This is a genomic window from Bradyrhizobium sp. NAS96.2, from assembly GCF_001908235.1.
Classification (GTDB): Bacteria; Pseudomonadota; Alphaproteobacteria; order Rhizobiales; family Xanthobacteraceae; genus Bradyrhizobium.
The window spans coordinates 1-20,829 of sequence record NZ_LGHK01000261.1 but is presented as its reverse complement, the minus strand read 5'-3'; the positions used below and the strand labels follow the sequence as shown (position 1 = coordinate 20,829).

Genomic DNA, 20,829 nt, shown 5'->3' with positions numbered 1-20,829 from the left:
GGTCCGGCGGACGGCCCAGCCACTCCGAACACGCTCGGCAACGCCTTCCTTGGCGAGATCGATCGCAGCAACCGGGCCGCGACCAACAGCTACGGCGGTACGGCGCAGTTGACCAACTCGGACAAGCTGTTCGGGCACGACAACCACGTCGTGATGGGTGTCAGCGTCGATCACGGCAATACGAAGTTCACCGCAACCAGCGAGCTCGGAACGATTGATCCGAATAATCTGTTCGTGACAGGCACCGGCGTCTTCATCAACCAGCCTGATGCAGGTCTCAGCCCGGTCGATTTGCGCGCCACCAACACCTACACCGGCATCTACCTCACCGACACATTCGACGTGACCAACAAGTTCTCGGTGACGGCGGGCGGGCGCTTCAATTACGCCCAGATCGATCTGCAGGACCAGACCGGGACCAACGACCTGCTCAACAGCAGCAACCGCTTCCAGCGCTTCAATCCGGTGATCGGGGGCACCTACAAGATCACCCCGAACCTCACCGCCTATGCCGGCTATTCGGAAGCCAACCGTACGCCGACGCCGCTGGAGCTCGGCTGCTCCGATCCCAACCATCCCTGCATGATCGACACCTTCCTGGTCGCCGACCCGCCGCTCAAGCAGGTGGTGTCGCACACCGTCGAGGCGGGCCTGCGCGGCGGCTGGGGCCGCGATGCCAGGACGGGCGTGTTGAGCTGGGGCGTGGGCGCGTTCCGCACCCTGTCGGACGACGACATCATCCACGTGGCAAGCCCGCTCGGCGTCAACAATTTCGGATACTTCCAGAACGCCGGGCAGACCTTGCGCCAGGGCATCGAGGCCAAGCTCGACTACCGCTTCGATCGCTGGAACGCCTATGCCAACTACACCTATGTCAACGCGACCTATCAAAGCGCGATCACGCTGTCCTCGCCGAACAATCCGAACGCGCTCGTAAGCGACGCCGGCGTGCAATTTGTCAACGTCACTCCGGGCGACCACATCCCTGGCATTCCCGCGCACCGCTTCAAGGCCGGCGTCGACTACAACGTCACGGATGCGTGGAAGGTCGGCGCCGACCTCAACGTCGTGGGCAGCCAGTGGCTGATCCATGACGACACCAACCAGAGCCCGAAGGTGCCGGCCTACTCGGTCGTCAATCTGCACACGTCATATCAGATCACGAAGAACATCGAGGTGTTCGGCCTGATCAACAATGTGTTCAACCAGCATTACTATCTGAGCGGCGCGTTCTATCAGACCGGCGGCTTTGTCAGCGCCGGAGGCGCCCCCAACCTGATGGCGCAGCTGAGCGATCCCCGCGCCTTCGTACCCGGCATGCCGCTCGCAGCGTATGCCGGCATCAGGGCGAAGTTTTAGGCCAGACCCGCGACACTTTCGACGCCGTCATTGCGAGGAGCGAAGCGACGAAGCAATCCATCTCTCATTTGCGGCACGATGGATTGCTTCGCGGAGCCTGACATCGGGCGCGCATTCGCGCAGCCCGTTGGCTCGCAATGACGTGGATGGAGCGTCCCACATCGTCCCCACCTCTGATTAATGCAGGGCCGTCTACGCCACCGTCCCGCCGTCGACCGGCATCGCGATGCCGGTGACGAACGAGGCCTTGTCCGACAGCAGGAAAACCGCGACCTCCGCGATCTCCTCGGGGCGTGCGGCGCGGCCCATCGGGTTGCGGGTGACCGCCGCCTTGATCAGTTCTTCCGGATCGGCCTCGTTGTGACCGGGCTGGTCGGGCCGGTTGACGAACACCCGCAGCATCGGCGTGTCGATCGCACCGGGACAGATCGCATTGACCCGCACGCCGTCCTTGGCGTGGCGCTTGGCGAGCGCACGCGCCAGACCGATGACGCCGGCCTTGGCCGCCGAATAGGTCGGGCTCCAGGGCGAGCCGACCAGGCCCGAGGTCGATGCGGTGAACAGGATGCTGCCCTTGCGCCGCGCCGTCATCTGGGCGAGTGCCGCATTGGTGGTGATCAGCTGCGAGCGCAGATTGAGATCGACGCTGAGATCCCAGCCTTCGAGATCGTCGATCACGGAGGGACCAGGGATTCCGAGGTGATTCCACATGCAGTCGAGCGTACCGAATTCCTTCACGGTTGCGACGACGATGTCGCGCGAGAACTTGTCGTCGCGCAGATCGCCGGTCAGCGCCAGCGCGCGTCCGCCGCCCTTCTTGATCTCGTCGACCACCGCCTTCGCGCCGGCCTCGTTCTGGTCGACCACCGCAACCGCCGCGCCCTCGCGCGCGAGGATGAGCGCGCCGGCGCGGCCGGCGCCCGATGCCGCGGCGGTGACGAGTGCGATCTTGCCCTGCATGTCCATGTTTCGATCCTGACTGTGCCCGTAAGCTCGGGCCTTCTTGGTGCTGGTTGGTTGAATCAGGACCGCGGCGCCGCAGTCTTGCGCTGAAGCGCTAGCGGCCGCCGAACAGAACCGGGGACTGGCCGGGCAGCAGCTGCGAATGAATGTCGCTGTCCATGCGCTCCGCCCCTTGCTGGGTGAAGCTCGCCCCGAACGACAGGCTGACATTCGAGCTCGGGCGGAACTCGACACCAGCACGCGCCGAATAGCCGGCGTTGACGCCTTGATTGCCGCTGAACGGCGCCAAGGGTCCGCCCGCGCCGGGGGGATTGTATTTCAACGAGTCGAAGCCGGCGAAGAACGTCACGGGCGTATTGCCGACGCCCTTGAAATTGTAGCCGACCTGCGCGCCCTGATATTCGAGCCCACCGAATGCCGCCGATTGGCCGAGCCCGCTCCAGCCGACGCGGCCGCCTTCGCCGCCGACGAACCAGCCGTCCGGCCGGCCGTTCAGATACGAGAAGTCGCCGCCCTGCGCAGCGGCGGCATCAAAGCTCGGAAAATTGCCGTACGTGTCCGCCTTCTGGCCATCGGCCAGGCTGCCGCCGAAACCGAACAGCGAGCCCGGGGTCCAGTAGCGCACAGGGCCAGCCTGGGCATGGGCCTGCTGGCCACTCAGGCAGAGCAGCGACAATGCGATTGCGAGACCGGTTTTGCTTGCGAAAATCGACATTCGGGAGACCGTCACCTGTACCACCGAACTATACGCTCCGGAGGCCGGCAATGCCAGCGCGGCGCTTCGGCGCGACCGCCGCGCCTCTTGCCATCAGCGCGGTCACCCCTTATGTACACCCCTCCTTTTTGTAGAGCGAGCGACCCAGGTTTCCAACATGCGGCAGTCACAGCGAGCAGCAGTGCTGATGACGGGAGGGCTAATGCCCTCGTCCGCCGCTATTCCGTTTTGGACCTGACCCAACGTCACACCTGACATGTGAGGCAGCCCGGAGCGGAAGCGGCTCCGGGCGCCGAACGAGCTCTCGCGGTGCCTCGAGTCGTGCAAACCAGCACGGGAGCTCGAACACCACAGGTGTCCCATGGCCAAAGAGAAGTTCATCCGCCTCAAGCCCAACTGCAATGTTGGCACGATCGGCCACGTGGATCATGGCAAGACGACGCTGACGGCAGCGATGACGAAGATTTCAGCCGATCACGGCTGGGGCGCATTCGTCTCCTATCAGGACGTTGCCAGAGCGTCGGCAGCGCAGGGTACGCGTGACGGTTCGAAGATCCTGACGATTGCGACGAGCCACGTCGAGTTCTCGACGGCGGCGCGCCATTACTCGCACGTCGACTGCCCGGGCCACGCCGATTATGTGAAGAACATGATCACCGGCGCGGCGCAGATGGACGGCGCGATCCTGGTCGTCTCCGCGGTCGACGGGCCGATGCCGCAAACCCGGGAGCACATCCTGCTCGCGCGCCAGATCGGCGTGCCGCGCATCGTGGTGTTCCTGAACAAGTGCGATGTCGCCGACGATCCGGAGCTCGTCGATCTCGTCGAGATCGAGGTGCGCGATCTGTTGACGAAGTACCAGTACGACGGCGACAGCGCGCCGGTCGTGCGCGGTGCTGCGATGCAGGCGCTTCGCGGCGAGCACGGTCCGCTGGCGGATCAGGCGATCCTCAAACTGTTTGAGGCACTCGACAGCTATATCGAGCTGCCCGAGCGGCCGAACGATCGTCCGTTCCTGATGCCGATCGAGGGCGTGCAGTCGATCGCCGGACGCGGCACGGTCGTGACCGGGCTGGTCGAGCGCGGCGTGGTCAGGATCGGCGACGAGGTCGAGATCGTCGGCCTCGGCGAGACCCGCAAGTCGGTCGTGACCAGCATCGAGAGCTATCGGAAGATCCTCGATCAGGGGCAGGCTGGCGACAATGTCGGCTGTCTGCTGCGCGGGATCGACAAGGCTGTCGTGCAGCGGGGTCAGGTGCTGTCGCATCCGGGTGGTGCGTCGCCGCACAAGACCTTCCGCGCGGAAGTGTACGTGCTGACCAAGGACGAAGGCGGGCGGCATACGCCGTTCTTCGCCAATTATCGTCCGCAGTTCTACTTCCGGACTGCCGACGTCACCGGCACCGTCCAGCTCGGCAATGGCGCCGAGATGGTGATGCCGGGCGACAGCGCCGAGTTCACGATCGAACTCAACAAGCCGATCGCGCTCGAGGCGCGGGCGCGCTTTGCGATCCGTGAAGGCAACCGCACCGTCGGTGCGGGTGTCGTGACGGACATCGTTGAGTGACGGATGGGGGCCTGGTGAAAACCGGGCCCCCATCTTCATGGCAACTTCACGGCTCAGGCCTGCGCGACGGCGCGGCATGCGCTGCCGACGCAGGGCCGGATCGCCGCCTGGACGCGGAGCACTTAAAGTATTGCTCCGAGATCAATGTTTCTATTGTACCGAGCAATGTGCCTGACCATATCTGGTTCATCGAACGCGTTGCACCGGGTAAGCCCGGTGCAAGCCGAATGGAGACAACTGAAATGGAGATCAATTATCTCGATACGTTCCTTGCATTCCTCGGAATGACCTTCGGACTGGTCTCGGTGCTGCCCGGCCTGTTTTTCCAACCCAAGGTCGAGGTGAAGCGCGCGACAAGGACGGCCGCGAGCCGCGCCACCAACAGCAGGCGATGACGCGCCGCGGCCTCCAGGCCGGCATCGCGCAGAAGCGCTAGCCTGCGACAAGCAGCTTCTCTTTCAACAGAGCCGTCAGCCAATCGGCAAATACCTGCAGCCGCCGCGACAGATGCTGGCGGTGCGGATAGAGCAAGGTCATCGGCATCGGCGTCGCGCGGTCAACGGCAAGATCTGCACGCTGGTGACATCGCTGCTCGGCGCCTACACGCCGTTCTATGCCGCCTATGCGGGCACGAAGGCGCCGGTCGAGCATTTCACCCGCGCAGCATCGAAGGAGTTCGGCGCACGCGGCATCTCGGTCACCGCGATCGGCCCGGGCCCGATGGACACGCCGTTCTTCTATCCGGCCGAAGGCGCCGACGCAGTCGCCTATCACAAATCGGCAGCGGCGCTGTCCGGCTTCTCGAAAACCGGCCTCACCGACATCAAGGATATCGTGCCCTGGATTCGCCTGCTGGTGTCGGAGGGCTGGTGGATGACCGGCCAGACCATCCTCGTCAACGGCGGCTACACGACGAAGTAGCGGTGGTGGATTGGGGCGGGCGCGAGCGTCCGCCCCTTACATCTGAGTTGCGCGAGCGCGAAGTGTGTCGACGCCGCTGCTGTCATCGCCCGGCTCGACCGGGCGATCCAGTACGCCGCGGCCTCTCGGCTCAATAACGACTGCCTCTGGAATACTGGATCACCCGCCTTCGCGGGTGATGACACCGAACAAGACCGAACAAACTCCGCGACATTGCGTCGCCAACCGCGTTGCGGCGCAACAATCAAAATGAGACTGCCCGTTAAGCCCCCCGCCGCGACGACATCCGGTCGCGCCTCCCTTCGGCTAGCTTTGCCGGCAACAACCGGACGCCCATCAGCCTTCTCGCCACATGGACGCCGGCGACAACACAGAGGGAGGAGAGCGATGTTGAAAAGCAGTTTGGGACTGATTGCGTTGAGCAGCCTGTTGCTTTCGGGCACGGCATTCGCCCAGGAGAAAATCAAGGTCGGCGTCACCGCAACGCTCGAGGGCACCTATACGGTGCTCGGCGAGGACGGCATGCGCGGCCATCAGACGGCGCTCAACGTGCTCGGCAAGAAGATCGGCGACAAGGAGCTCGAATTCATCGTCGCCTCGACCGACGCGACGCCGGACTCCGCGGTGCGCGCGGTGCGCAAGCTGATCGAGCAGGACAAGGTGCAGATCCTGCTGTCGCCGCTGTCCGGCGACGAAGGCATTGCGGTGAAGAATTTCGCCAAGACCCATCCGGAGTTGACCTTCGTCAACGCCGCCTCCGGCGCGCAGGAGACGACCTATGTCGATCCGGCGCCGAACTTCTTCCGCTACAACATGGACGGCGCGCAGTGGCAGGTCGGCCTCGGCAAATACGCCTATGAGACCAAGGGCTATCGCAAGATCGCGACCGTCGGCGAGGATTACTCCTTCATCTACACCCAGGTGTTTGGCCTGGTGCTGGAATTCTGCGGCGCCGGCGGCCAGGTCACCAACCGGCAATGGGTGCCGCTCGGCACCAAGGACTTCGCCTCTGTCATCGCCGCGCTGCCCGACGATGTCGATGCGATCTATCTCGGCCTCGGCGGCGCCGACGCCGTCAACTTCCTCAACCAGTACCAGCAGGCCGGCGGCAAGGCGCATCTGATGGGCGGCTCCATCATGATCGACCAGACCATCCTGTCGTCGAAGGGCAGCGCCAAGAACGCGCTGATCGGCACCATCGCCGCGAGCGGCCAGGCCGACACCTGGGAGGATCCGGGCTGGCAGAAGTTCGTGAAGGCCTATCAGGACTCGTTCCCGGAGAGCAAACGCTTCCCGAGCCCGTCGCTGCTCGCCACCAACTATTATGGCTCGACCATGGCGCTGATCCTGGCGCTGCGGCAGGTCAATGGCGATCTCTCCAACAACCAGGCCAAGCTGAAGGATGCGCTGGCGAAGATCGAGATCGATGCCCCGAACGGCAAGATCAAGCTCGACGCCAACCGGCAGGCGATCGGCACCAATTTCGTCACCGAGGTGGTCGATGACGGCAAGGGCGCACTGTTCTCCAAGGTCGTGAAGGTGATCCCGAACGTCAACCAGACGCTGGGCTACGATCCGGCCGTGTTCGCCAAGATCGGGCTGCCGAGCCGCACGATCCCGGAGTGCAAGAAGTACTGACGTATTTGTTGCAGTGCAGGCAGAGCGGCCGCGGCATGGCGCCCGGTTGCATCAAGAGCCCTGCTCGCCCTTGCTTTCCGCGGGCGGATGATGAACGCTTGTCGAAAAGACAAGAACATCCCGCGGGAGGGGAGGCATGAGCAGGGCGCTTGCCGTCTTCCACGGCCGGTTCGGTCGCGCGACGGTCTACCAGTTGAACCGCCCCTTCAACGTGCATGCGCACCGCGAAGGGCACCTGATCTTTCATGTCGGCGGCACGCCGGCGCAGATCGATGTCGCCGAGCAGCGCTGGCTGCTCAAGGACGACACCGTGGTTGCGGTCAACCCGTGGGAACCGCACAACTTCCTGCCGACCGACATGGACCACGGCGCGATCTTCTTCGTGCTCTATGTCAACGCCGAGTGGTTCGCCCCGCAGCCCGCCAGCGCGCAGGGCCTGCGGTTCGGCCGCACCTTCTTTCCCCGCACCGAGGCGCTCGACCGGCTGATCCGCCGCACCGCAGCACTGGTGTGCGGCGCGCCGTCGCTGCGCAGCCTCGATTGCGAGCTCAGGCAACTGATCGACTCCTGCTACGAGGAGAGCTGGCAGGCGGCCGAGGGCGCGCCTGCCGCTGCCGCGGTGACCGATTTCCGCGTCCGCAAATCGATCAAGCTGATGTCGGAAAGCCCCGGCGCCGAGATCGAGCTCGATGCGATCGCGCGCGAAGCGGGGCTGTCGCGGCCGCATTTTTACCGGCTGTTCCGGACGCAAACCGGCGTCACCCCTCACCTCTACATGAACACGCTGATCATGGAGCAGGCGCTGGATGCGCTGGTCGCGACCGAAGCGCCGATCGCCGATATCGGCTTCGACCTCGGCTTCTCCTCGCAGAGCGGCTTCACCCGCTTCTTCGCCGCGAATGTCGGCATGGCCCCGACCGACTATCGCCGCGCCGCCAAAGTGTTGCGGCCGTGAGCGAGTTCCGCACCGGACGATAAAAGATACTCTCGATCAAATCCGACGCTTTCGCCCTCGGTAGGATGCAAGAACACGCGGCCCGGCAGACGGTCGCGACCGACTGAGGGAACGCGACTGACATGGCCAGGTTCATCGAACGCCATCCGGCCTGGGCGCTGATCGTGATCATCGCGGTCGCGGTGCTGGCGTGGCTGGTGTTCGCGATCTGGCCGCCGGGGCTGGAGGCCGCGATCGGCCGCAAGCGCGTGTTCCTCAACGCCGTGCTCAACGGCATCACGCTCGGCGGGCTGTATTTCCTGGTGGCGAGCGGCTTCACACTGATCTTCGGGTTGATGCGCAACGTCAACCTCGCGCACGGCTCGCTCTATCTGTTCGGCGGCTATATCGGCTATGCCATCAGCACCTGGACCGGATCGTGGATCCTCAGCTTCATCGTCGCCTTCGTCGCGGTGGCGCTGGTCGGCGTGATCCTGCAGCTCGCCGTGTTCCGCCGCATGGAGGGACAGGACCTCCGCCAGACCATGGTGACGATCGGGCTCTCGATCGTGTTCGCCGATCTGATGCTGTGGGTGTTCGGCGGCGACTTCTACCAGGTCCAGACCCCGAGCTGGCTGATCGGCCCGGTGCAGCTGCCGCTGCTGACCGCGATCAAATCATCCGGCGAGCCGGTCTATCTGCAATATCCGCTGGTGCGGCTCGTGATCTTCGCCGCCTCCGTCGTGATCGGGATCGCGATGTGGCTGGCGCTGAATCGGACGCGGATCGGCATGATCGTGCGCGCCGGCGTCGACGATCGCGACATCCTGGCCGCGACCGGGGTGCGGATCCAGCTGGTGTTCGTGCTGGTGTTCGCGCTCGGCGCGGGGCTTGCGGGCATCGCCGGTGTGGTCGGCGGCACCTTCCAGTCGCTGTCGCCGGGCGAGGACACGCGCTTCCTGCTCGCCTCGCTGGTCGTCGTAATCGTCGGCGGCATGGGCTCGATCCCGGGAGCTGCGCTCGGCGCCGTCATCATCGGCCTCGCCGAGCAGCTCGGCTCGGTCTACATCCCGACCTACGCCATCGTCGTCACTTTCCTGATCATGGTGCTGGTGCTGGCGCTGCGGCCGCAGGGCCTGCTCGCGAGGCGATGAGATGTCGTTGCTGCAGAGCACCCAGTTCCGCCCCGACCCATCCGCCAACGCGACCCGCCGCGCCCTGCTCCGCGCCTGGCCGGAACTCCAGAACCCGGCGGCCTGGTTGGTCGCGCTGATCCTCGTGATCATGCCGCTGATCGCCAACGGCTTCTTCCTGATCGAAATCTTCGCCACCACGCTGATCCTCGGCGTCATTGCACTCAGCCTGATGTTCCTGGCCGGCTATGGCGGCATGGTCAGCCTGATGCAGCTCACCATCGCGGGCTTCGCCGGCTACATGGTCGCGGTGTTCGGCATGAGCGGCAACGCCAATATCAGCCTCGGCTGGCCGTGGTGGCTCGCAACGCCGATGGCGCTGGCGCTGGCGACGCTGTTCGGCACGCTCGGTGGCGCGCTCGCGGTGCGCACCGAGGGCATCTACACCATCATGATCACGCTCGCGATCGGCGCGGCGTTCTACTACTTCACCAACCAGAACTGGGCGATCTTCAACGGCCACACCGGCATCAACACCGTTGCGACACCGCATTTCTGGGGCGTCGACTGGCGCAGCGACATCGCGTTCTACTACGTGACGCTCGGCGTCGCCGCGATCTGCTACTTCGCGGTCCAATATGTCTCGCGCGCGCCGTTCGGCCTCGCGCTGCAAGGCGTCCGCGACAACCCCCGCCGCATGGCCGCACTCGGCTTCAATCCCAATGCCCACCGCATCGCGGCCTACGCCTTCGCCGCCTTCATCGCGGCGCTCGGCGGCGTGCTCCAGGTCTGGAACTACCGGCAGATCTCGCCCGGCTCGGTCAGCGTCGGCGCCTGCATCGACGTCCTGATCATCGCCGTGGTCGGCGGCATCACAAGGCCGATCGGCCCGTTCATCGGCGCGCTGATCTTCGTCCTGCTGCGCACCTTCGCGCTCGACGTGCTGATCAAGCTCGGGCTCGACGGCAACCGCTTCCGGCTGCTGATCGGGCTCGGCTTCCTCGCCATCGTGTTCTGGTCATCCGACGGCGTGATCGGCCTTTGGGAACGCTGGCGGCGCCGCAGCGCATCCTCGACGCAACGTTCGGGCGGAGGCCGCCATGGATAGCGTCGCGCAGCGGCTGTCCGTGGTCGGTGCCGGCGCAGCCTGGAGCTGCGCGGCGTGACGCGGCTGTTCGGCGCTCTGGCGGCGCTGACCGACGTCACCATCACGGTGCGACCGGGCGAGCGCCGCGCGGTGCTCGGCTCGAACGGCGCTGGCAAGACCACGCTGTTCAACTGCATCACCGGCGACTTCCCGCCCTCCTCCGGCACGATCCGCTTCTTCGGCGAGGACATCACCCAGTTCCCGCCCTATGAGCGCATCCGCCGAGGGTTGCGCCGCACCTACCAGATCTCGGCGCTGTTCCCCGGCCTCACCGTGCAGGACAACGTCTATCTCGCCTGCCGCGGCGTCTCGCGCGGGCGGTTCTCGTTCCTGCGTCCGGGCCAGAACGATGCGCTGATGCACGCGACCGAGACGCTGGTGCAGGCGGTGCACCTCGCCGGTGTGAAGGACCAGCGCGTCGCCGAGCTGGCGCATGGCCAGCAGCGCCAGCTCGAGATCGCACTGGCGCTGGCCGGCGCGCCGCGCTTCATCCTGTTCGACGAGCCTGCGGCGGGGCTGTCGCCGACCGAGCGGCGCGAGCTGATCGAGATCCTGACCTCGCTGCCGGCGCATATGGGCTACATCATCATCGAGCACGACATGGATGTCGCCCTGCGCGTCGTCGAGAGCGTGACGATGATGCACAATGGTCGCATCTTCAAGGAGGGCCTGCCGCGCGAGATCGAATCCGATCCCGAAGTGCAGGAGCTCTACCTCGGAGGCGGCCATGAATGACCGCCGCGCCGCGCCCGCGCTCGAGGTGAAGGGCCTCGACGTTTATTACGGCCATTCGCATGCGTTGCAGGGTGTCGATCTCACGCTCGATAGTGGCGTGTTCTCGGTGGTCGGCCGCAACGGCATGGGCAAGACCACGCTGTGCAAGGCCATCATGGGGCTGGTCCGCGCCAGCGGCGGCTCGATCCGGATTCGCGGCGAGGAGGTCACGCGGCTCAATCCGGCGCGGATCGCCCGGCTCGGTGTCGGCTATGTGCCGCAGGGCCGGCGGCTGTGGCGATCGCTCACTGTCGACGAGCATCTCGCCCTCGCCGGCGGCCTGCGCCGCGGCGCCTGGACCATCGAGCGCATCTACGACACCTTCCCGCGCCTCGCCGAGCGCAAGAACAATGGCGGCAACCAGCTCTCCGGCGGCGAGCAGCAGATGCTCGCGATCTCTCGCGCGCTGCTGACCAACCCGCATCTCCTGATCATGGACGAGCCGACCGAGGGCCTCGCGCCTGTGATCGTCGCCCAGGTCGAAGACATGCTGCTGCGCCTTGGTGACGAAGGCGACATGTCCGTGCTGGTCATCGAGCAGAACATCGGCGTCGCGACGGCGGTGTCGCGAAACGTCGCCATCATGGTCAATGGCCGCATCAATCGCATCATCGACTCCGCCCGTCTCGCGACCGACCGCGAGCTGCAGCAGCGGCTGCTCGGCGTCGGCACCCACGGCTCGGATGAGACCGACGCCGAGGCGGCGCCGGCGAAAGCTGAAGCTGCCGGCGAGCCGCAGCCGGAGCGCAAGGGTCCAACACGCGTCTACGTCTCCAATCCGGTGCTGCCGACGCGCTGGTCGCAGCCGGTGCCGATCGCCCGCATCGAGGCCGCCGCGCGCACGCAATCCGCCGCCGTCACACGTCTCGAAGAGACGGCCCGCACGCGGCGCGAACCAGCGACGTCGAAGACTTCGGGACCACCGGTCGTGCTGGTCGTCGGCACGCTCGACACCAAGGGCGCGGAGCTGCGCTTCATCCGCGATATCATCGCGGGCAGTGGCCTGCGCACCCGGCTGGTCGACGTCTCGACCAGTGGCAAGGCGGCGAGCTGCGACGTCACCGCGCAGGAGATCGCGCTGAACCACGGCCGCGGCGGCTCCAGCGTGTTCGGCACCGATCGCGGTGCCTCGGTGACGGCGATGGCGGAGGCGTTCGAGCGATGGCTACGCCGCCAGGGCAATGTCGCCGGCATCATTTCCGCCGGCGGCTCCGGCGGCGCGTCGCTGGTCGCGCCCGGCATGCGCGCGCTTCCGGTCGGCGTGCCCAAGCTCATCATCTCCTCGGTCGCATCAGGCGACGTCGGTCCCTATGTCGGGCCCGCCGACATCACCATGATGTATTCGGTGACTGACGTGCAGGGGCTCAACTCGATCTCGCGCACCGTGCTCGGCAACGGCGCCCATGCCCTGGTCGGCATGGTCAAGGCCCGGCTCGATGAACAGGCCGCCAAGCAGCGCGATGTAGGCGCGCATCTTCCGGCCATCGGCATCACGATGTTCGGTGTCACCACGCCGGCCGTGCAGAAGATCGCGGCCGACCTGCGCGAGGATTTCGAGTGTCTGGTCTTCCACGCCACCGGCGTCGGCGGCCGCTCGATGGAGAAGCTGGTCGAGTCCGGCCAGCTCGCGGGCGTTATCGATCTCACGACCACAGAGGTCTGCGACCTCCTGATGGGCGGCGTGTTCCCGGCGACCGAGGATCGCTTCGGCGCCATCATCCGCAGCCGCGTGCCCTATGTCGGCTCGGTCGGCGCGCTTGATATGGTCAACTTCGGTGCGCCCGACACCATCCCGGAGCGCTACCGGCAGCGCAAATTCCACGTCCACAATCCGCAGGTCACCTTGATGCGGACCACGCCGGAAGAGAACGAGCGAATGGGCCGCTGGATCGGCGAACGCCTCAATCAGATGGACGGGCCGGTGCGCTTCTTCCTGGCCGAAGGCGGCGTCTCCGCGCTTGATGCGCCCGGCCAGCCGTTCTGGGACCCGGATGCCGACGCGGCGCTGTTCCGCGCGCTCGAGCGCACCGTGCGCCAGACCGGCAACCGCCAGATCATTCGCGTCAAGCGCAACATCAACGATCCCGAGTTCATCGCCGCCATCGTCAGCGCGTTCCGCCCGTTGCTCGGACGCGCCGGTGGCCGGCGGAGAGTGGCGAGGTGACCCATGCCCAGGTTTGAACGCACGGCGCTGCTGAAGAAGTTTCACGCCATGATCGACCGCGGCGAGCCGATCGTCGGCGGCGGCGCCGGCACTGGCCTATCGGCGAAATGCGAGGAGGCCGGCGGCGTCGACCTGATCGTGATCTACAATTCCGGCCGCTACCGGATGGCCGGCCGCGGCTCGCTCGCCGGACTGATGCCCTATGGGGACGCCAACGCCATCGTCGTCGAGATGGCCAGTGAAGTATTGCCGGTCGTGAACAACACGCCGGTGCTCGCCGGCGTCAACGGCACCGATCCGTTCCGCGACATGGACGTGTTCCTCGACCAGCTCAAGGCGCTCGGTTTCGCGGGGGTGCAGAACTTCCCGACCGTCGGCCTGATCGACGGCGTCTTCCGCGCCAACCTCGAGGAAACCGGGATGTCCTACGCCCTCGAGATCGACATGATCGCGAAGGCGCATGACAAGAACATGCTGACCACGCCCTATGTATTCAGCGAGCAGGAAGCGACCGCGATGGCGATCGCCGGTGCCGACATCATCGTCTGCCATATGGGCCTGACCACCGGCGGCACGATCGGCGCGCAGACCGCGCCGAAGCTCGAAGACTGCCCTGCCCGCATCGAGGCCTGGGCCGAAGCCGCACTCAGCGTCAATTCGAACATCATCGTGCTCGCGCATGGCGGTCCGATCGCGGACCCGGCGGACGCCGATTTCATCATGAAGCAGACCCGCAACTGCCACGGCTTCTACGGCGCTTCCTCGATGGAGCGCCTGCCGGTCGAGCGGGCACTGACGGAACAGGTTCGCAAATTCAAGGCGATCGGCGCGCGGTAGAGCCGCCGTGACCAAGGGAGGAAGAGATGTCGGGGATGCTGGTCGGTGAATTGATCCTCTGGCTCATCGTCGCGATCGTCGCGATCGTCATCATCGTCTATGTCGTGAACTGGCTGTATCACCGCTCGTCGAAGGAGGTCTCCTTCGTCCGCACCGGTTTCATGGGCGAGCGTGTGGTGATCAATGGCGGCGCCTTCGTGCTGCCGTTCATCCACGACACCACGCCGGTCAACATGAACGTGCTGCCGATGGGCATCGTGCGCTCCCGGCAGGATGCCGTGATCACCCGCGACCGCATGCGCGTCGACATCGAGGCCGATTTCTATGTCCGGGTCCAGCCGACCCGCGAAGCCGTCTCGATCGCCGCGGCAACGCTCGGCCGCCGCACCATGGAGCCCGAGCAGCTGCACACCCTGCTCTCCGGCAAATTCATCTCCGCGATCCGCTCGGTTGCGTCCGAGATGACGATGGAGCAGATGCACGAGCAGCGCGGCGATTATGTCGCGCGCGTCAAGGCCAATGCAGCCGAAGCACTGGCGCAGAACGGCCTCGAGCTCGAGTCGGTCGCGATCACCGATCTCGACCAGACCGACCTCGAATATTTCAACCCGTCGAACCGGTTCGATGCCGAGGGCCTGACCCGGCTGATGGAGGACATCGAGGCCAAGCGCAAGCTGCGCAACGACATCGAGCAGGACTCGATGATCAAGATCCGCTCCCGCAATTTGGAGGCCGAACGCCAGGCATTGGAGATTGAGCGCGAGAGCGAGACCGCGCGCCTCGAGCAGGAACGCGACATCGAGATGCGCCGCGCCCTGCAGCGCACCGAGGTCGCCCGCGAGCGCGCGCTGCGCGAGACCGAGGCCGAGCAGGCCCAGATCACCGCGCGCGAAGCCATCGAGAAGGCGCGCATCGCCAATGAGCAGGCGATCACCGAAGCCCGTATCGCCTCGGAGCGCGAGACCCGCCACAAGGAGATCGAGCGGACCCGTGCGGTCGAGGAGAAGGAGCTGCTGGCCCGCGAGGAGATCGAGAGGGTCCGGATCGCCAACCAGCGCTCGGTCGACACCACCCGCATCGCCTCCGAGCGCGAGGTCCGCCAGCGCGAGATCGAGCGGATGCGCACGGTCGAGGAGGCCGAGATCGCCGCCCGCGAGGCGATCGAGAAGGCCCGCATCCAGCAAGACCGGGTCGTCACCGATGCCCGCATCGCCAATGAGGAAGAGACCCGCCGCCGCGAGATCGAGCGCACCCGCGCGGTCGACGAGGCCGAGATCGCTGCCCGCGAGGCCACCGAAAAGGCGCGTATCGCCCAGACCATGACAGTCAATGTCGAGCGCATCTCCTCCGACGAGCGCACCCGTGCGCTGGAGATCCAGCAGGTCCGCACCATCCAGGAAGCCGAGATCGAGGCGCAGAAGGCGGTCGAGGCCGCCCGGATCGCGCGGGAGAAGACGCTGGCCGCCGAGCGCATCGCCGCCGACCACACCACGCGCAAGCTCGAGATCGAGCGCAACCAGGCCGTCGAGATCGCCGGCATCAGCGCGCGCGAAGCCACCGAGGCCTCGCGGATTGCCCAGGAAGAGCACGTCCGTGCGCTCGAGATTGCCCGCACCCGCGCCATCGAGGAAGCCGATATCGCCTCGCGCGAGGCGATCGAGGCGGCGCGGATTTCGCAGGAGAAGTCGGTCGCCGCGCAGCGCATCCGCGCCGAGCGGGAGACCCGCGGGCTCGAGATCGAGCGCACCGGGGCGATCGAGGCCGCCGAGCTGAAGCGCCGCGACGCCGTCGAGCGGCAGCGCATCGATGTCGAGCTGGCGCTGGAAAGCGAGCGGATCGCCTCCTCCAGGACCCGCGAAGTGCTCAACATCGACCAGAAGAGGGCGATCGAACTCGCCGACGAAGAGCGCGTGATCGCGCTCGCCGCCAAGCGCTCCGAGCGGATCGATGCCGACCGGCAGGTCCGGCAGGCCGAGATCGTGGCCCGCAAGGACATCGACACGACAGACGTCTCGCGCGAGCAGGCGCTGGAGGCGGCACGGATCGAACGGCGCCGGGCGATCGAGCAGCTCGAGGTCGCCCGCAACCAGTCGCTGCAGGAGGCCGAGATCGTCGCCCGCGAGGAGGTCGAGCGCGCGAGAATTGCCTCGGACCGCGGCCTTGACGAAGCCCGGATCGGCCGCGAGCGCGAGCTGCGCAAGCTCGAGGTCAACCGCGAGAAGGACGTCGAGACCGCGCTGATGGAGAAAGCCATCGCGCTGCATCAGAAGTCGCTGGAGGAATCCGCGGCGCGCGCCGCGGCCGAGGATGCGCGAATTCGTGCGACCGAGGCAGCCGAGCGCGTCGTCACCGCCCGCGAAAGCGAGATCGCGAAACGGCGCAAGACGGTCGAGGTGCTGCTCGCCGAGAAGCAGGCCGAGGAGACACGGATCGCCGCTGAAGCCGAACGCGTCCGCGCCTCGGTCGAGGCCGAAGCGCAGCGCCTGCTCAACGAGGCCGAGAACGTGCTGACCGACCAGGCGCGTTACTCGCTGTTCCGCCGCAAGCTGCTCGACCGGATCGAGGGCATCGTGCGCGAGAGCGTCAAGCCGATGGAGAAGATCGAAGGCATCCGCATCCTGCAGGTCGACGGCCTCAACGGCAACGGCAATGGCGGCGGTTCGGGTCGCAGCGCCACCGACGAGGTGATTGACTCGGCACTGCGCTACCGCGTGCAGGCGCCGCTGATCGACTCGATCCTCTCCGATATCGGCGTCGAAGGCGGCAGCCTCGCCAAGATGCCCGGCCTGATCCGCGAGGCGCGCGACATGCAGGGTATCAAGGATTCCGCACGCAAGAGCGGCGGCGAGGCCAAGCCGGCGGCGCCCGAGGGCGGCAGCGAACCGGCGCGCCCCGAGCGCACGCCGCGCAAGAAGGACTGAGCGCACGCCATGGCACGGGTTTACGTCTCCACCGTCGTCAACGCCCGCAACGACCGGGTCTGGGCCCGCGTCCGCGACTTCAACGGGCTGCCGAACTGGCATCCCGCGATCGCGGAAAGCCGGATCGAGGGTGGCGAGCCCTCAGACAAGATCGGCTGCGTCAGGGATTTCCGGCTGCGCAACGGCGATCGCATCCGCGAGAAGCTGCTCGGGCTGTCCGACTACGACATGTTCTGCACCTACTCGATCCTGGAATCGCCGATGGGCGTCGAGAACTACGTCGCGACCTTGCGGCTCACACCGGTCACCGACGGCGACCAGACCTTCCTGGAATGGACCGCCGAGTTCGACTGCGCGCCGGAGCGCGAGACCGAGCTCGTCAACAACATCGGCGGCGGCGTGTTCCAGGGCGGGTTCGACGCGCTGAAGCGGGCATTCGGAGGGTAAAGAGGTGATCGCTGGTGCTCCGATCAAGGCACACTGCGCCCCCTCTCCCCGCAAGCGGGGCGAGGTGAATTCGCCCAGGCCGCTCACTCGAATCAGATCCTTGAGGGAGTAACCGTGCCGCATATCGTCAAAAGCACGATCCTGGATGCACCGACCGATGCGGTGTGGGCCGTGCTGCGCGATTTCAACGGCCATGACCGCTGGCACCCGGCGGTCGCAAGCAGTGGCATCGAGCGCGCGCAGCCGTCCGACAAGATCGGCTGCGTCAGGCGCTTCAAGCTGAAGGACGGCGCCGAGCTGCGCGAGCAGCTGCTGGCGCTGTCCGACCTCGAACAATCGTTCAGCTACTGCCTGCTCGATACCCCGATCCCGATGTTCAACTACGTGGCGCATGTCCGCCTGCTGCCGGTCACCGACGGCGACCGCACCTTCTGGCACTGGGAATCGCGCTTCACGACGCGGACTGAGGACCGGGACCGCATCACGCAGATGGTTGCGGAAGACATCTACCAGGCCGGCTTCGACGCCATCCGCCGGCATCTGAAGGAGGCCGCGTAAGCGGGAAGGACATCATGCCAGTCACGGTGAAGACCTTCACCAGCACCCATGACGCCGCGGCGGCGCTGTCGTCGGATCGCAGCGCCCGTTATCTCGGCGGCGGCACGCTGGTGATGCGGGCGCTGAACGAGGGCGACATTTCGATCTCGACTGTCGTGCGCGCCAGCGACTACGCGATGACGCGGATCGACGCGTCCGGCTCACGGATCACGCTCGGCGCCGGTGTCACCTTTGCGCGCATCCTGGCCGAGCGCGATCTCGCCGTCCTGCACGGCCCTGCCCGCTCGATCGGCGGCCCGGCGGTGCGCAACATGGGCACCGTCGGCGGCAATCTGTTCGCGCCGGTGCCGTATGGCGACTTCACCGTCGCGATGCTCGCACTGGACGCGATGGTATCGGTGCAAGGTGGCCTCGGCGGCCGCGAGATCCCGATCGATGAGTTCCTGCAATCGCGTGACCGCCAGACCGGCGTGCTGGTGCTGGCGATCTCCTTTGCCAGGCCCGGCAGCACTGAAGCCTTCCGCTATCGCAAGATCGCGCGGATCAAGCCCAAAGGCGGCGCCGTGATCACGCTCGCGGCACATCTGCCGGTCAACGGCAGCCGCATCGTCGGCGCCCGCGTAGCCCTCGGCTCGATGGCGCCGACGCCGATCCGTGCCCGCGCCGCCGAGCGCGCGCTGGAAGGCCGCGCGCTCGATACGTCCACGATCAGCGCAGCCGCCGCGGCAGCGGTCGAGGGGACCTCGCCCGGCGACAATGCGCTCGCCAGTGCCTGGTATCGCCGCGAGATCGTCGGCGTGCATCTCCGCCGCCTGTTGTCCGGTCAGGAATAATCGCGATGGCCAAGACTGCACTTCAATTCCAGCATAACGGCCGTGACGTCGCGATCTTCGTCGACGGCGGCACCAATCTTCTGGTCGCGCTGCGCGAATTGATCGGCGACATGACGCCGAAATTCGGCTGCGGCCAGGGCGGCTGCGGCACCTGCAGTGTGCTGATCGATGGCGAGCTGCATCTCTCCTGCCTGACGCTGGCCGAAACCGTCGCCGGCCGTTCGGTCGAGACGCTCGACGGCATCAAGGACGGACCCAATTTGCACCCGCTGCAGCGCGCCTTCGCCGACAATTTCGCCGCCCAATGCGGCTATTGCACGCCGGGCATGCTGATGGCCGCGAAGGCGCTGCTCGACCGCAATCCGCAGCCGAGCCGCGCCGAAGTGGTCGAGGCGATCTCCGGCAATATCTGCCGCTGCACCGGCTATGAGCCGATCATCAACGCCGTGCTGGCTGCCGCGTCCGGCGGCCGTGCCCGCGCGTAAGGGAACAGTGCCATGCTGGAATTGCGCAAGGACCTCTTCGCCGACGAGCGCGACGACAACCTCAAGGAAATCGGCAAGGGCACGCAGCGTCAGGACATGCTCGGCCATGTCACCGGCACTTCGCCCTATTTCGACGATCACAAGCTGCAGGGCATGCTGCATCTGAAGGTGGTCCGCAGCGCCCATTCGCACGCACGGCTGCGCCGGATCGACACTTCGGAGGCCGAGCGGTCGCAGGGCGTGCGGCGGGTGATCCGCGCCTCCGACGTGCCGCGCAATTTGAACACGCTGCTCTCTCTGATCAATTTCGGCAAGGACGACGAGCCGTCGCTCGCGGTCGACAAGGTGCGCTACAAGGGCGAGCCGATCGTTGCCATCGTCGCCGACAGCCCGCGCGAGGCTTATGAGGCCATCGCCAAGGTCAAGATCGACTATGAGGTGCTGCCGGCCGTGTTCGACGTCGAGGACGCGCTGAAGCCGGGCGCGCCCGTGGTCAACGAGGTCTATCCCAAGAACACCTTCACCTATCACGAGACCTATGATCGCCAGCAGCTGCGCTTTGGCGATGCCGACCGCGCGCTCGCCACGGCCGACCATGTGCTGGAGCAGCGCTACCAGATGTCGCCGATCGAGCACGCGCCGACCGAGACCAACGGCTCGATCGCGGCACCCGACACCAACGGCCGCTACATCGTCTATACCTCGACGCAGGCGCTATTCTTCTCGGTCGACACCTGCGCCAAGATCCTCGACGTGCCCTCCAACACCTTCCACTTCATCGGCGGCACGGTCGGCGGCGGCTTCGGCGGCAAGGTCGATACGCTGACCGAGCCGCTCTGCATCCTCGGCGCGATGCTGACCGGACGGCCGGTGCGCTACGTGTTCGGCCGCGAGGAGGAGATGCAGTACGGCCCGCCGCGCGGCGCCGAGCGCATCTACATCAAGGACGGCGTGATGCGCGACGGCCGCGTCGTCGCCCGCAAGGTACGCGCCTATTTCGACAGCGGCGCCTACACGCGGCTGTCGAGCTATGCGGCGGTGAAATGCGCGGCGCATCTGCCCGGCCCCTACACCATCCCGAACGTCCATGGCGACGTCTACTGCGTCTTCACCAACCGCACGCCCGCGACCGCGATGCGCGGCTTCGGGGTCACGGCGATGGACTTTGCGATCGAATGCCAGATGGACAAGCTCGCCCATCTGGTCGGCATGGACCCGATGGAGTTCCGGATCCTCAACGCGTATCGCGACGGCGACATGAAGGCGCACCGCCGCGAGGCCAAGAACACTGCGCTGATCGAATGCGTGCAGGTCGCCGCCGAGAAGGCCAAATGGCCGCTCCGCGAGGACTTCAAGCGAATGTCGTCGCGCAAGGACGGCGGCGGCGCGCGGGCCGCCGTGACGCCGACGCCGCGCGAGACGCATGCGCCGAC

Annotated in this window: 17 protein-coding genes and 3 pseudogenes; 17 read left to right on the top strand and 3 right to left on the bottom strand. The window is 66.2% G+C overall.

The window, feature by feature from the left end:
* A partial coding sequence (locus AC628_RS38325) for a TonB-dependent receptor domain-containing protein (RefSeq protein WP_143202034.1) occupies window positions 1-1,359 on the top strand: 1,359 nt, incomplete at its 5' end.
* 192 nt (window positions 1,360-1,551) lie between these two features.
* On the opposite strand, the gene AC628_RS38320 is transcribed toward AC628_RS38325, so the two are convergent.
* Entirely contained in the window at window positions 1,552-2,325 is a 774-nt protein-coding gene (locus AC628_RS38320) for an SDR family NAD(P)-dependent oxidoreductase (RefSeq protein WP_074131823.1), read from the bottom strand.
* A 91-nt stretch (window positions 2,326-2,416) separates the two neighbouring features.
* Window positions 2,417-3,037 carry a hypothetical protein gene (locus tag AC628_RS38315; protein ID WP_074131822.1) on the bottom strand — a complete coding sequence of 207 codons (621 nt, stop codon included), beginning with the start codon at window positions 3,035-3,037 and terminating at the stop codon, window positions 2,417-2,419.
* A 361-nt stretch (window positions 3,038-3,398) separates the two neighbouring features.
* Between AC628_RS38315 and tuf the strand changes: the two genes are divergently transcribed.
* Together tuf and AC628_RS43520 are read left to right on the top strand one after the other, a co-directional pair.
* Complete coding sequence (gene tuf / locus AC628_RS38310; RefSeq protein ID WP_074131821.1) at window positions 3,399-4,604, top strand: elongation factor Tu; 1,206 nt, start codon at window positions 3,399-3,401, stop codon at window positions 4,602-4,604.
* 14 nt (window positions 4,605-4,618) lie between these two features.
* On the top strand, window positions 4,619-4,999 hold the full coding sequence (locus tag AC628_RS43520; protein WP_143202033.1) for a hypothetical protein: 381 nt from the start codon (window positions 4,619-4,621) through the stop codon (window positions 4,997-4,999).
* Between the two features lie 37 nt (window positions 5,000-5,036).
* On the opposite strand, the pseudogene AC628_RS45680 reads toward AC628_RS43520, so the two are convergent.
* Window positions 5,037-5,159 (bottom strand): annotated as a pseudogene (locus tag AC628_RS45680) (LysR family transcriptional regulator); the annotation flags it as partial.
* 3 nt (window positions 5,160-5,162) lie between these two features.
* Here AC628_RS45680 and AC628_RS38305 point away from each other — a divergent pair.
* The 14 genes and pseudogenes from AC628_RS38305 to AC628_RS38240 form a co-directional block, all read left to right on the top strand.
* Window positions 5,163-5,525, top strand: a pseudogene (locus AC628_RS38305) (SDR family oxidoreductase); the annotation flags it as partial.
* 387 nt (window positions 5,526-5,912) lie between these two features.
* Window positions 5,913-7,163, top strand: coding sequence for an ABC transporter substrate-binding protein (locus AC628_RS38300; protein WP_074131820.1), 1,251 nt, complete (start codon window positions 5,913-5,915; stop codon window positions 7,161-7,163).
* Window positions 7,164-7,299: 136 nt separating this feature from the next.
* Window positions 7,300-8,118, top strand: a complete 819-nt coding sequence (locus tag AC628_RS38295; protein WP_050425096.1) for an AraC family transcriptional regulator — start codon at window positions 7,300-7,302, stop codon at window positions 8,116-8,118.
* A gap of 122 nt (window positions 8,119-8,240) precedes the next feature.
* Window positions 8,241-9,251, top strand: coding sequence for a branched-chain amino acid ABC transporter permease (locus AC628_RS38290; protein ID WP_074131819.1), 1,011 nt, complete (start codon window positions 8,241-8,243; stop codon window positions 9,249-9,251).
* A 1-nt stretch (window position 9,252) separates the two neighbouring features.
* Window positions 9,253-10,338, top strand: coding sequence for a branched-chain amino acid ABC transporter permease (locus AC628_RS38285; protein ID WP_074131818.1), 1,086 nt, complete (start codon window positions 9,253-9,255; stop codon window positions 10,336-10,338).
* A pseudogene (locus AC628_RS38280) lies at window positions 10,331-11,112 on the top strand (ABC transporter ATP-binding protein). The gene AC628_RS38285 and the pseudogene AC628_RS38280 overlap by 8 nt, the downstream one beginning before the upstream one ends.
* Window positions 11,105-13,315: an ABC transporter permease gene (locus AC628_RS38275; RefSeq protein WP_074131817.1), complete on the top strand. Its 2,211-nt coding sequence runs from the start codon at window positions 11,105-11,107 to the stop codon at window positions 13,313-13,315. Before AC628_RS38280 ends, AC628_RS38275 begins: the two are co-directional and overlap by 8 nt.
* A 3-nt stretch (window positions 13,316-13,318) precedes the next feature.
* The gene (locus AC628_RS38270) at window positions 13,319-14,152 is read left to right on the top strand and encodes a phosphoenolpyruvate hydrolase family protein (protein ID WP_074131816.1); all 834 of its coding nucleotides are present in this window, start codon (window positions 13,319-13,321) and stop codon (window positions 14,150-14,152) included.
* 26 nt (window positions 14,153-14,178) lie between these two features.
* On the top strand, window positions 14,179-17,073 hold the full coding sequence (locus AC628_RS38265) for a flotillin family protein (RefSeq protein ID WP_074131815.1): 2,895 nt from the start codon (window positions 14,179-14,181) through the stop codon (window positions 17,071-17,073).
* A 9-nt stretch (window positions 17,074-17,082) separates the two neighbouring features.
* Window positions 17,083-17,520 (top strand): SRPBCC family protein, encoded by a 438-nt coding sequence (locus AC628_RS38260; protein ID WP_028338488.1) that lies wholly within the window; start codon window positions 17,083-17,085, stop codon window positions 17,518-17,520.
* 114 nt (window positions 17,521-17,634) lie between these two features.
* Window positions 17,635-18,078: an SRPBCC family protein gene (locus tag AC628_RS38255; protein ID WP_074131814.1), complete on the top strand. Its 444-nt coding sequence runs from the start codon at window positions 17,635-17,637 to the stop codon at window positions 18,076-18,078.
* Between the two features lie 14 nt (window positions 18,079-18,092).
* The gene (locus tag AC628_RS38250) at window positions 18,093-18,911 is read left to right on the top strand and encodes an FAD binding domain-containing protein (RefSeq protein WP_074131813.1); all 819 of its coding nucleotides are present in this window, start codon (window positions 18,093-18,095) and stop codon (window positions 18,909-18,911) included.
* A gap of 5 nt (window positions 18,912-18,916) precedes the next feature.
* A complete protein-coding gene (locus tag AC628_RS38245) occupies window positions 18,917-19,396 on the top strand; it encodes a (2Fe-2S)-binding protein (protein ID WP_018273433.1) in 480 nt (159 codons plus the stop codon).
* Window positions 19,397-19,408: 12 nt separating this feature from the next.
* Window positions 19,409-20,829, top strand: a 1,421-nt coding sequence (locus tag AC628_RS38240; RefSeq protein WP_074131812.1) for a xanthine dehydrogenase family protein molybdopterin-binding subunit, incomplete at its 3' end; no start/stop codon positions are given.